Raw genomic sequence first — 11,717 nt, 5'->3', positions numbered from 1 at the left:
ATGTTGCAACTTAAAGTGGATTCAGAAATTGTTTTAAAAGAAATAGAATTGTCAGATGCAGAAGAAATTTTTAAATTAATTGATTCTGATCGAGAAAATCTTAGAACATGGCTTTCATTTGTAGATTCTACGAAAGAAATAGCCGATACAAAAGATTTTATACACTCGATACGGTTTCTTCCAGAAGATATTCGAGACCTTGTTACGGTTATTATTTACAAAAACCAAAAAATAGGGTTGATTGGATTTAAGCTGACAGATTTTGAAAATAAAAAAACGGAAATTGGATACTGGATTACAAAAGAATTTGAAAATAAAGGAATTGTGACTAAATCAGTAGTAAAAATGATAGATTATGCATTTGATACCTTAAAATTAAACCGAATACAGATAAAATGTGGAATTGGAAATGAAAAAAGTTCAAAAATTCCAAAAAAGCTAAATTTTAAATTTGAAGGAATTGAAAGAAGTGCAGAACTCTTAAATGGAAAATTTATCGATGCAGAAGTCTACAGTATTTTAAAAGATGAATGGAAATTTTAAAAATTAAAAAAGAACTAATTAAATGAAATTTAATCTTTTTTTATATGGTCAAGTAAAACTCCTTTTTTGTAGCATAAATACAAAATTCCAGTATCGTACCTTGCATCGTGAAATCCAACGTCACTGCAACCATACGTTTTTTTTGTAAATTCGAGTCCCTCGTGTGGACACTGTTCTAAAAATTCCATCAATTCAACCAATTTTGGCCGTTTATATCGTTTCTGGCCAGGAAGTTTACAAATTGGAGTAAAATGAAACATTGTACAGAATTTATCTTTTGGAATGTATTCTGGACCGAGTCTTTCAAACTCTGCTTTTAAAAATCGAATATCAAATGAAATATTGTGTCCGATTATTACAGAATCTTCAAGATCATCCCGTACTTCATCGACAGTATCTTCAAAAGTCATTCCATTTGATAATTCATCAAGTATATCCATAGTTAATCCATGAACTTTTGCAGCGCTTCTTGACATATGGTCAACCAAGTAGTATTGATTAAAAACTTTTTTTAAGTTCAAATCTTCATCAGTTACCAGATAAGAAAGCTGTGCAATCTGTCCTGGGTGAAGGCCTGTTGTTTCAGTATCTAAAAAAACATACATCTTTAACACGTTTTAATTTTAAATTTTTAATAACTTATTTCAAGATAACTCAACTATATATATCAGGTTATTTAAGCTTTATATCTAATTAAAGAATATTTCCCTGATTTAAGTATGCAATGATGAGTGCCGACTTCACTGAGGAACCTTTTCCGATGAAGACAACGGGGACAGCTGAGCATAACTTTTTTAAAAAATTTATATTACAATTTTAATTAAAATTTAGGAGAGTTTGTTGGCCATATTTCATTCCATGTTCTCCAAGTATCTTTTTACCGATTTTTTCGCCGAAAAGTTCAAGTATTTTTTCAGGGTTTTTGTTTATCTCGATTTTAGATCTGATTCCTGCATCATATAGTTTTCTCGATCTTATACGGCCCACATTCTTAACGTTTAAAAGTTCAATTAGTTCTTCTTTTGCACCATATTCAATCCTTACTTCCATTTTTAAAAGTGATTTATAGATCTCACTATTATCTAAATGGATTAATTTTGCAATCTCTTTTGTCGAATATATCATCCATTTAGCCTGTTCAACCTTGTACCGCAGTATTCCTGGTTCAACACCGTACTTTTCTAAAATTATTTCTTCAGGAATTTCACTTACCCAGTCGCAAAACATTTTTGAATTTTTAAAAGCTTCAATATTTTCTATCGAATAATCTTTCAGTCCCATTTTATCCATTTCAAGAATTAAATCAAGTTCTTCATTCGGCCTGATTCTTAAAAGTGGCCTCATTTCGTTAGTTTTTGAAATTAAATAGAATAAATACTGATCAATTTTTGATCGATCCAATTGGTCGCATTTTTTCTTCAATTCATGTAATTCTTCAATTATAATTTCAGAACTCATCGGATCAATATAAAGTTCAGAAATTCTTTTTCCAAGCTTCGTTGATCTAAATTCAATGTTTGAATTAGGATTTGTAAGATCAAACGACGTTTCTTTTGAATCTAAAACTAAATTATTTGAAGAGTCGAAAGAAAGTTCCCTAACTTTGTTCTCTGTTTTTTTGTGAATTGTTGTTTCTAAAAACTTATTTTTTTCTAAAAATTCTACAACTTCGGATACATTTAATAAAACAGCACCAATATTTCCAAACTGGTGTGCATAAAATGTATTTTTCATAAAATTAACAAGATTTTGTCCGTCTTTAATTTCTCCTGTCGAGATTAAACCTAAAATATGAATTCTCAAAACTTTCTGATTTGCAAGTTTTGAATAGATATTTTCAACACTTCCTGTGAGTATTTCATAAGCTTTTTCGGCGTCACGTTCATTTTTAATATAAATTATTCCTTCACCATAAGGATCCAGTCCAGGCCGACCGGCTCTTCCAATACATTGCTGAATTTCCATTCTTGGAATATCTACAAGACCGTTTTGTGAGTATCGTTTAATGTCTCGCACAATTGCTCGTCTACATGGTAAATTCAATCCTGCTGAAAGTGTTGGTGTACAGCAAATTACTTTTATAAGCCTGTTTCTAAATCCGTCTTCAACAATTTTTCTGTGTTTATAAGTAAGGCCTGCATGGTGAAATGCCACACCATTTTGTATACATTTCGAAAGTGCTTTACAAGTTTCAACGGGCCTATCGAGTATTGATAAAATTTCTTCGCTTAACTTATTCAATTCATGCTGTTCAGTTCTTGTTAAATATTTAGCTAAATTGTGTTTTTTTGCTTCACCAACTGCATTTCTTTTCGAATTACAGAATATCAAACAAGAACCTTTTTCTTCAACACTATCAACTATTAAATCAGTCAAATTATTTCGAGAAACTTGTTTTATTTTTTTTGCAGGATTTTTTAAAAATTCAAGTTCATTTTCAAAGTAAATTCCTTTTTTTAGTTCAACTGGTCTCCATCCATCAACAATTAATTTTGCATTTAACCAGTTTGAGAGTTCTTCAGGGTTTCCAATGGTTGCAGAAAGACCTACAATTTGGGCATTTAAGTTTTTCAACTTCGTTAATATTACTTCTAATGTACCTCCTCGTTCATTGTCTCCGATTAAATGGATTTCATCAATTACTGCTAACGATACATCATTTATCCATTCAACGTTATGCCTCATCAGTGAATCGAGCTTTTCAGAAGTAGTTATAATAATATGAAACTTTGAAAGGTTCTCTTTTGTATCAAAATCTCCAATTGATAGTCCTACTTTTATTCCATATTTTTCGTATTTTTCCCTAAATTCGTCAAATTTTTCATTTGCAAGCGCCTTTAATGGAACGATAAATAGTCCTTTTTTCCCAGTTAAATTTTTATTTTCATCTAAAATATGATTTAATAAAGCCATTTCTCCAATAAGCGTTTTTCCACTAGCCGTTGGAATACATATTAAAAAATTCTTTGTTTTATCAAAAAGTCCTTCGTCAATTACTTTTTTTTGAGGGGGCCTTAATTCAGTAATTTTGTTTTCTTTAAGTAGATCCAAGACATGCATTTTTTCAACATTTTTGTTAATTCTTTTCTTCTTAATTGTAATCCGGTTATAATATAATTTTGCCCATATGAGTAATAATAATTACAGATTATTGTTACATAGTAATAAAATATGATAACATATAAATACTGCGATATATCAGATATTATCTGTATTAAATATATCAAAAAATTGATACTCTAAAATGGGTGGGGCTATGCACATACCAGATGGATTTATCCCATTATGGGAAAGCGGGATATTTTGGGTAATTTCCCTGATATTCCTGAGTATGTCCTTAAGATGGGCATCAAAAGAAATGAATGAAAAAACAGTTCCATTATTTACGGCACTTGCAGCAGGTATTTTTGCAATTCAGGCAATGAACATGCCAATACCTTGGGGAACCAGTGGACACATGGTTGGTGCGGCATTGACTGCGATAGTATTTGATAGCCCGTGGGCTGCGGTATTAATGTTAGCATATTTTTTGATCGGTTATTAGTCGAGTTGTATTTATTTGATAGCCCGTGGGCTGCGGTATTAATGTTAGCTCTTGTTTTAATTGTTCAAGGATTATTCTTTGCAGACGGTGGTTTAATCGTCATGGGTGCAAACATATTTAACATGGGTATTGTAGGCGGATTTGTAGGATACTACATCTTCAAAGCATTGAAAAAAACAAACTTCCACGCAGCAGTATTTACTGCAGGATGGTCTGCAACATTCATCGCTTCATTAGTTTGTGCAGCAGAACTTGCAATTGCAGGAACGTTCCCTATTGACCTTGGACTTCAATTTATGGGCCTTTACCACGCAGTTATCGGAATTATTGAAGGTTTAATCACTGCAATAGTGGTAGGTTACCTCGCATCAGCTCGACCGGATCTTGTAAAGAGCGTAAAAGCGGTGATTTCACATGAATAACAATAACTCAATATTGGTTGCAGGATTAATTGTTGCTTTATTACTTGGACTTGCAGCACCATTTTTAGCTTCAGGTGACCCTGATGGATTGGAAAGCGCTGCAGAAAAAATCATTAACGAAGAAGTTCTTGGAGCAAATTTGGAAGAAGCAGGTCTTGAAGAAGAAGGAACGATTGCACCTTCACCAATGCCCGACTATGCAATTCCAGGAATGGACAAAATTGGGGAAATTGGTGCATTAATTATTGGTATTTTATTAATAACTGCACTTTCATTTGGCGTTGGTTCAATCTTTAAAAAATCAACATCAGAAAACTAAAAACTTTGATTTATTTTTTTTAATTTTTTAAAATTTCAAAATGTTGGGAGTTTACTTTTCTTGCATATTTTTATATAATTTATACCAAAAACATGATTTTAAAATTAAACCGGTGTATCTATGATAAAACATATCGTTATGTGGAAATTAAAAGATAATGCAAATGCTAATGAAAAATTAGAAAATGCAAAAATTATTAAAACAAATTTAGAAGCGTTAAAAGAAGTTATTCCTGAAATAAAATATATTGAAGTTGGAATAGATTCAAAAAAATTTGAAAATAACTACGATGTAGTTTTAGTATCTGAATTTGGTAATTTTGAAGATTTAGATGTTTATCAAAAACATCCCTCACATTTGAAAGTTGGAAAATTTGTAAAATCAGTTGCAGAACTGAGAACTGCCGTTGATTACGAATTTTAAGTATATTATTTAATAAACATTTGTATTATTTCTTTTAGTTTTAAAAATAACATGACTTTTTATAGATTAGGAACTATTTTAAATTAATAATACTCCATAATCATTTGTATAATATTGTAATAAAAGCAGTTGGTTAAAATTTGCACGGATCAATTCATAGTTTAGAACGAGATGCATTTGTTGAAAGTCCACTTCATAAAATAGATGCTAGAATCAAATTAATCTTTGTTTTTGCCGTAGTTTTGACTGCAACAATATTTAACAATATTCATCTGATGATTTTAATGGAAATTTACATTTTATTCGTAATGCTCTTTTCAAAAATCCCTCTTCTAAATTTAATTAAAAGAATCATTATGATAATTCCATTTGGTGGATTTATAGCATTATTTCAGCCATTCATTCGAGGAGGATCAGTAATATTTTATTTGGGAATGCTTCCAGTATACGCGGAAGGATTGGATTTTGGAATTTCGTTATTTTTAAAGTTTTTGGTATCAATATCCTCTGTAGTGCTACTTTCCTCGACTACTCCGATGTATGAAGTAATTAATGCTGGAAAAAAACTTGGAATTCCGAGCATTATGTCTACCCTTCTTGGAATGATGATAAGATACCTTTTTGTAATGTTCGATGTTTTAGAATCCACCCTAAAAGCGCAGAAATCAAGAGCACTCAACCGAAAAAATTTAAGTTATAATGATCTTTTGAATACTTTTGGATCTTTAGTCGGACTTGTTTTTTTAAAATCATATGAACAAGGTGAAAGAACATATTTAGGAATGCTTTCAAGAGGATATTCAAAAGATTCCAAAATAAAAACACTTGGTCAAAAAATTGGATTTAATGATATAGTATTTTTATCTGCAACTACGATATTATTATCCGTTGGAATAGTTTCATTTTAGTTCATATACAGAATAAATGTTATTTTAAATATATTTTTAGAAGTTAAATTACGTCTTTACGCGGAGAACATGATAATATATCTAAATTTGATAATTATGGCGATTTTTATCAAAAAAATAAAAAGTTAGATAAATGTATACGTTCAAAATTAATATTAAAGAAATCTAAAAGGGCTCATCATGGGACTACTCTCCATTTTTGAAACAAAGGAACCAAAAAAATTGTTTGGAAAAGGCATGGAATATTATAATAGGGGCAAATATCAAAAAGCAATAGAATTATTTAATAAAACCATCAATTCTGAACCAAATAATCCTCATGCATGGTATTTCAAAGGACATGCCTACCAAATGCTTGATAAACCAAAATTAGCTCAGGACTCCTACGAAAAAGCTTTATCAATAAGTCCAAATGATCTTGAAATGGTAAAAAATTATGCAATGTTGTTAAATTCTTTGGAATTGTTTAATGAATCTGTTGAAGTTTTAAAGGATGTTTCCGAACCAGATTTTGAAATTACTGAAATTTTAGGCAATGCTTACTTAAAAATGGGTAAATTTGATGAAGCTCTTGTGGAATTCGATAAAATTTTAGAAAAAAAGCCGAAATATAAGGAAGTACTTGCAAAAAAAGGAACTGTACTTGTGGGACTTAAAAAATTTGATGAAGCTCTTGATATTTATGAAAAAGTTTTGAAAATAAGTCCATATGATACAGAAGTATGGAAAAATATAGGTAATGCATTTTATACTGTCAAAAAGTATGAAAAGGCAATTCAATTTTACGATATGTATTTGACTGAACATAAAGGCGACTTTGAAGTAACCCTATCAAAGGGCGATGCTTTTAGAAAACTTGGAAAAACTAATGAAGCTCTTGATCTTTATACAAAAGTACTTGAAAAACATATGAACAGCCACGAACCTTGGTGTAGGGTTGGACTCCTGTATTATGATAATAAAGATTATGAAACTGCCACTTATTATTTAGAACTTGCAAGTGAAAGGAACCCATTAAATCCATCCATACTTATAAAACTTGCTCGAACATATATTAGACTGAAAAATTATAATAAAAGCCTCGAATTTATTGAAAAAGCACTGGATAAAGATAACGAATATGCAAAAGCATGGTGCTACAAAGGACAGGTTTTAGACATTTTAGAAAGACATTACGAAGCAATAGACTGCTACAAAAAAGCAATAAATCTGAATAAAAATGTTTCAGACTTTTGGATACAGCTTTCTAAAGTCTATGGTACTGTTGGAAAAAAAGAAGATTCGAAATATGCTTATGAAACTGCAATTAAACTTGAACCTGAAATTGCCCTTTTTGAAAAAAATGTGCAAAATTCAAACTTTTTGTAGATGTTGGCCATAAATTATAAAATCATATCATATAATTATAAATAGAATCGTCATTATACGATTAAGAAAATCCAAATTCGAGCAAGGTGGAAAATTGGAAGAAGAAAAGTTCTATGTAACTCAGGCTTTATCGGAATCTGAAGTTTTTGGAAAATTAAGAATGTTAATCGCTGAAAATGTTAGTGGATTATATAATTTAACTGTTAAAAATAGTTTAAATCATAAATTTTATTCGATTAAATTTGTTGTTAAAACAAAAAGCGAAAATTATGCAAAACTTTGTGAATTACTCCAAAAAAATGAAATAATTTTGGTAAATTGTTATGAATTACTTTTTCCATCATATAAAATATCCATAAATGGGGATGCAGAAAACTGCCTAACTGTGCAGAAAGAACTTCTTGAAATTTTAATGGAATATGGTTCAGTTCCCATAAAATCCAAACTTTCGTCAGATGAATTTATTAAAGGATCACTAGAGATAATTGTTACAAATAAGGACCCTTCAAATTGCATTAAATTCTTAGAAATTATGAGAAAAAACAAAGATATGGAATATAAAATCACCCCTATTGCTGAAAATGAACTTTAAATACTGGTAAAAAAGGGGAAATAGGTGATTTGATGGTCCTCGGATTTCTTCGTTCGAAATCTAACAAATTTAAAAAACTCCTCGAAGAAGACAGAATAAATGATGCTCAAAAAATGCTAGATGAGGACGATTCACTAACTTCGGATTTGTTTAAATATTTAAAATCAGAAAGTGAAGTCGTAAAGGCTAATGCAATTTATATGCTCACAAAAAATTACTTAAAAAATAATAAAGATATTTCAGAATTATTTTCCCCATTGAAAGCATTATTAACACAAAAAAGTGAAATTGTGGTTTTAAATTCACTAATTTCACTTAAGTTAATAACTGACGTGTCCCCTGAAGTTTATGAAAACTTCAATCATGAGCTAAACCACATAAACAAAACATTTGTTAATTTGGATATTCGAAATTATACGGGAAACCTAATAAAAAAATACGGAAAATTTAAAGAATATCACTTATCTGACAATCAAAAAATGCTTCAAAAACATGTCAAAAAGTTAATGAAATCTTCAAAGCAAGAATCATTATTTGGAAGATTAATGGAAATTGGATCATCACTATTCTTTATAATGCCCGATAAGCTAGAGATAACTGAAAAAATACTTGAAGAATCCATTTCAAAAGAAGATCTGCAATTTAACGTATTTACAATAGAACATCTTAAATCTGGAAAAATTAATGAAATGGATCCATTAAACGTTGTATACCAATTATCAAAATTGCCTACACTTACAAAAGGGCAAGTGGATAATACAATGGACCAGACCCTAGATTTAATGCGTAATTCAAAAAACATGATTGTTAGAAACATGGTATTAAATACTGTTTATGAAATATCGAAAACATATCCTGATGTACTATATAACCATATTTCAGGACTTGAAAATTATGCTGAAAAATATGGTGGAAACGACCCGATATTTCAAGCTATTCTTAAAGAGTTATCAAAAATATACCGTCTTGAAAACTCCTCTCTTTCTAAATTACTTTAAAAATAATATTTTTTTAACTTAAAAATTAAAATTAATTAAGATTTATAAGGAAAACTTTTTATCAATTTATTCATTTCTTCTCTGTTGATATATTCCTTATTTCCAATTTTAAGAACCTTTTCTGAAGTTACTCTTCCAAAAGGAGTAAGTGGACATCTATTTTTAACTGCAATTTCTAAAACATTTGAAACTTCATATTCAGGAACACTTACTAAATATGTTCCAAGATATCTTGTAGCTCGAGGATATGGTAAGCCAGTTATTTCAACACCATTTTGAGCTTTTAAAAGCATTTCTAAAATATTACAAAGCCAACCGCCCCTTGAAGCATCTTTACAGGCGTGAACTTCGATATCGTTTTTCAAAACATCTAAAAATGTATCAAATTTATTCTTTGCTTTTTGGATTCTTTCTCCAATGTCGCCTTCAACAGGATGTCCAAGCATCAACATTACATCTCCATCTTTTGAACCAGAATCTCGAACAAATGTGTCTGAAACAAGTTTTCCAAAAACAACTACACTCATGCAGGATTTTAATGATTCAATAGTTTGGGTATTTCCACCAATTATTGGGATATCAAGTCCAATTGACTGTTTTTTTAAACCATCAACTGCAATTTTAATTTCTTCTTCATTTGCAGCCTGAATTGCATCCATTGCATAAAGTGGCTTTGCACCCATTGCAACGATATCACAGGTGGTGTGAATGAGTGCAGTTTTTGAGCCTAATATTAATGGGTATGGCCCTTCCATATTGTAAACCGATTTTCCAACAACTACTCCATCGTCTCCTGCCCTAATTCCACTTAAAAGACCCGGAACCTTTGAATCCATGTTCCAAAGTTCTTTTCTAGGGTAGTTGTTCTCCATCATATGGTCTATTGCATATTTAATTTCGTACTCGATATTTTCCATGTTCTCACGTTAAATTATATAATTCATGTAAATTTATAGTTTAAAATAATTTAAAAAGCATTTTCACTATTTTCTAAGACATATTTATTCAAAATAGGGGTTGTTTTTATATAAATATTCCTTTTAAAATATAGATTTAAATATAAATTATCCAGATTATTTAAAATAAAAATAGTAAAACTGGTGTTCTATGGTAAACTTTAGTAAAAATGAACTTGAAGTTATAAAAAACGTATTAAAAAGCGCAGAATCGATTTCAAGAGACGTTGACCCGAAACTTTTTATTTATTCTGAAGACATGTATCTTGGAAGAAACGATTCATGCAGAACCGCACTCTATGCTTTAGAAAACGAAGAATTTTTAGGAGATTTCGGAGAAGAAGAAATTGAAGAGATTATTTGGGATGAATTACAGCTATACGTTGATTATTTGTACAATGAAAAGTCCGAAATTCAGTCTAACGATTCCGTAGAATCGAAACAAATTGATGAAATTAAAAAATTGATGAAAAAAATACGGCCATTTGATGAATAAAAATCGAATTATTTGTATTTTAAAAATTAAACTTTGCAAAGTATTTTTATATGTTTGAAGCATATGATATCTCTGCGTTAAAATCGAATAAATAGGTGCGAGTTTTTTGGTGGTTTTATGAGAAACACTCCCAAAATTTGTGTTATTAATGGAGATGGCATTGGAAACGAAGTGATTCCTGAAACAGTGCGCGTCTTGAATGAAATTGGGGATTTTGAATTTATAGAAACACATGCGGGCTACGAATGTTTTAAAAGATGTGGCGATGCGATACCTGAAAAGACCATAGAAATTGCAAAAGAATCTGATTCTATTCTTTTTGGATCTGTTACTACCCCAAAACCAACTGAATTAAAAAATAAACCCTATAGAAGTCCAATATTAACTTTAAGAAAAGAACTCGACCTTTATGCAAATATAAGACCGACTTTCAACTTCAAAAACCTTGATTTTGTGATAATTCGCGAAAATACCGAAGGTCTTTATGTGAAAAAAGAATATTACGACGAAAAAAATGAAGTTGCGACTGCTGAACGAATTATTTCTAAATTTGGAAGCTCGAGAATTGTAAAATTTGCTTTTGATTATGCACTTCAAAACAATAGAAAAAAAGTATCCTGTATTCACAAAGCAAATGTTTTGAGGATCACAGATGGGTTATTCCTAGGGGTATTTGAAGAAATATCGAAAAAATATGAAAAATTGGGAATAGTGTCTGATGACTATTTGATTGATGCAACAGCGATGTATTTAATTAGAAATCCGCAAATGTTTGATGTCATGGTTACAACAAATTTATTTGGAGATATTTTATCGGATGAAGCTGCTGGACTTATCGGAGGACTTGGAATGTCTCCTTCAGCAAATATTGGTGACAAAAACGGATTATTCGAACCAGTGCATGGATCCGCACCAGATATTGCTGGAAAAGGAATTTCAAACCCGATTGCAACAATTTTAAGTGCTGCAATGATGCTTGATCATTTAAAAATAAATAAAGAAGCGGAATACATAAGAAATGCAGTTAAAAAAACTGTTGAATGTAAATACCTAACTCCGGATCTTGGGGGACACTTAAAAACTTCTGAAGTTACAGAAAAAATCATTGAATCAATAAAATCTCAAATGATTCAATGATCAATACTAAA

Annotated in this window: 12 protein-coding genes and 1 pseudogene; 10 read left to right on the top strand and 3 right to left on the bottom strand. The window is 30.4% G+C overall.

The window, feature by feature from the left end; translation table 11 throughout:
- The gene (locus tag MMARC5_RS03535; protein ID WP_011868464.1) at window positions 1-543 is read left to right on the top strand and encodes a GNAT family N-acetyltransferase; all 543 of its coding nucleotides are present in this window, start codon (window positions 1-3) and stop codon (window positions 541-543) included.
- Window positions 544-572: 29 nt separating this feature from the next.
- On the opposite strand, the gene MMARC5_RS03530 is transcribed toward MMARC5_RS03535, so the two are convergent.
- Both MMARC5_RS03530 and MMARC5_RS03525 read right to left on the bottom strand, forming a co-directional pair.
- On the bottom strand, window positions 573-1,148 hold the full coding sequence (locus MMARC5_RS03530; RefSeq protein ID WP_011868463.1) for a 3'-5' exonuclease: 576 nt from the start codon (window positions 1,146-1,148) through the stop codon (window positions 573-575).
- Between the two features lie 211 nt (window positions 1,149-1,359).
- Complete coding sequence (locus MMARC5_RS03525; protein ID WP_011868462.1) at window positions 1,360-3,603, bottom strand: DEAD/DEAH box helicase; 2,244 nt, start codon at window positions 3,601-3,603, stop codon at window positions 1,360-1,362.
- Between the two features lie 196 nt (window positions 3,604-3,799).
- Between MMARC5_RS03525 and MMARC5_RS03520 the strand changes: the two are divergent.
- The 7 genes and pseudogenes from MMARC5_RS03520 to MMARC5_RS03490 all read left to right on the top strand — a co-directional run bounded on the left by MMARC5_RS03520 (window position 3,800) and on the right by MMARC5_RS03490 (window position 9,117).
- Window positions 3,800-4,509, top strand: a pseudogene (locus tag MMARC5_RS03520) (CbiM family transporter).
- A complete protein-coding gene (locus tag MMARC5_RS03515) occupies window positions 4,502-4,828 on the top strand; it encodes a PDGLE domain-containing protein (protein ID WP_011868461.1) in 327 nt (108 codons plus the stop codon). Before MMARC5_RS03520 ends, MMARC5_RS03515 begins: the two are co-directional and overlap by 8 nt.
- A 120-nt stretch (window positions 4,829-4,948) precedes the next feature.
- On the top strand, window positions 4,949-5,251 hold the full coding sequence (locus tag MMARC5_RS03510) for a Dabb family protein (RefSeq protein WP_011868460.1): 303 nt from the start codon (window positions 4,949-4,951) through the stop codon (window positions 5,249-5,251).
- 140 nt (window positions 5,252-5,391) lie between these two features.
- Window positions 5,392-6,159, top strand: coding sequence for a cobalt ECF transporter T component CbiQ (gene cbiQ / locus MMARC5_RS03505; RefSeq protein ID WP_011868459.1), 768 nt, complete (start codon window positions 5,392-5,394; stop codon window positions 6,157-6,159).
- Between the two features lie 180 nt (window positions 6,160-6,339).
- Window positions 6,340-7,527: a tetratricopeptide repeat protein gene (locus tag MMARC5_RS03500; RefSeq protein WP_011868458.1), complete on the top strand. Its 1,188-nt coding sequence runs from the start codon at window positions 6,340-6,342 to the stop codon at window positions 7,525-7,527.
- Between the two features lie 94 nt (window positions 7,528-7,621).
- Window positions 7,622-8,119 (top strand): hypothetical protein, encoded by a 498-nt coding sequence (locus MMARC5_RS03495; RefSeq protein ID WP_011868457.1) that lies wholly within the window; start codon window positions 7,622-7,624, stop codon window positions 8,117-8,119.
- 32 nt (window positions 8,120-8,151) lie between these two features.
- Entirely contained in the window at window positions 8,152-9,117 is a 966-nt protein-coding gene (locus tag MMARC5_RS03490; RefSeq protein WP_011868456.1) for a hypothetical protein, read from the top strand.
- Window positions 9,118-9,152: 35 nt separating this feature from the next.
- Here MMARC5_RS03490 and MMARC5_RS03485 read toward each other — a convergent pair whose 3' ends face one another.
- Window positions 9,153-10,034: an AIR synthase related protein gene (locus MMARC5_RS03485; protein WP_011868455.1), complete on the bottom strand. Its 882-nt coding sequence runs from the start codon at window positions 10,032-10,034 to the stop codon at window positions 9,153-9,155.
- Window positions 10,035-10,224: 190 nt separating this feature from the next.
- On the opposite strand from MMARC5_RS03485, the gene MMARC5_RS03480 reads away from it, so the two are divergent.
- Entirely contained in the window at window positions 10,225-10,569 is a 345-nt protein-coding gene (locus tag MMARC5_RS03480; protein WP_011868454.1) for a hypothetical protein, read from the top strand.
- A 117-nt stretch (window positions 10,570-10,686) separates the two neighbouring features.
- Window positions 10,687-11,706, top strand: coding sequence for a homoisocitrate dehydrogenase (aksF, locus tag MMARC5_RS03475; RefSeq protein ID WP_011868453.1), 1,020 nt, complete (start codon window positions 10,687-10,689; stop codon window positions 11,704-11,706).
- Window positions 11,707-11,717 lie beyond the last annotated feature (11 nt).

Origin of the sequence: Methanococcus maripaludis C5 (assembly GCF_000016125.1) — an archaeon.
GTDB lineage: Archaea > AGJL01 > Methanococci > Methanococcales > Methanococcaceae > Methanococcus > Methanococcus maripaludis_D.
The sequence above is the reverse complement of the archived record's forward strand: the minus strand, read 5'-3'. Positions and strand labels throughout refer to the sequence as shown.

What these genes read in the sequence shown, in the direction of transcription:
- MMARC5_RS03535 (WP_011868464.1), top strand. Translation starts at nt 1, where the DNA reads ATGTTGCAACTTAAAGTGGATTCAGAAATTGTTTTAAAAGAAATAGAA.
- MMARC5_RS03530 (WP_011868463.1), bottom strand. Translation starts at nt 1,148, where the DNA reads ATGTATGTTTTTTTAGATACTGAAACAACAGGCCTTCACCCAGGACAG.
- MMARC5_RS03525 (WP_011868462.1), bottom strand. Translation starts at nt 3,603, where the DNA reads ATGCATGTCTTGGATCTACTTAAAGAAAACAAAATTACTGAATTAAGG.
- MMARC5_RS03515 (WP_011868461.1), top strand. Translation starts at nt 4,502, where the DNA reads ATGAATAACAATAACTCAATATTGGTTGCAGGATTAATTGTTGCTTTA.
- MMARC5_RS03510 (WP_011868460.1), top strand. Translation starts at nt 4,949, where the DNA reads ATGATAAAACATATCGTTATGTGGAAATTAAAAGATAATGCAAATGCT.
- MMARC5_RS03500 (WP_011868458.1), top strand. Translation starts at nt 6,340, where the DNA reads ATGGGACTACTCTCCATTTTTGAAACAAAGGAACCAAAAAAATTGTTT.
- MMARC5_RS03490 (WP_011868456.1), top strand. Translation starts at nt 8,152, where the DNA reads ATGGTCCTCGGATTTCTTCGTTCGAAATCTAACAAATTTAAAAAACTC.
- MMARC5_RS03485 (WP_011868455.1), bottom strand. Translation starts at nt 10,034, where the DNA reads ATGGAAAATATCGAGTACGAAATTAAATATGCAATAGACCATATGATG.
- MMARC5_RS03480 (WP_011868454.1), top strand. Translation starts at nt 10,225, where the DNA reads ATGGTAAACTTTAGTAAAAATGAACTTGAAGTTATAAAAAACGTATTA.
- aksF (WP_011868453.1), top strand. Translation starts at nt 10,687, where the DNA reads ATGAGAAACACTCCCAAAATTTGTGTTATTAATGGAGATGGCATTGGA.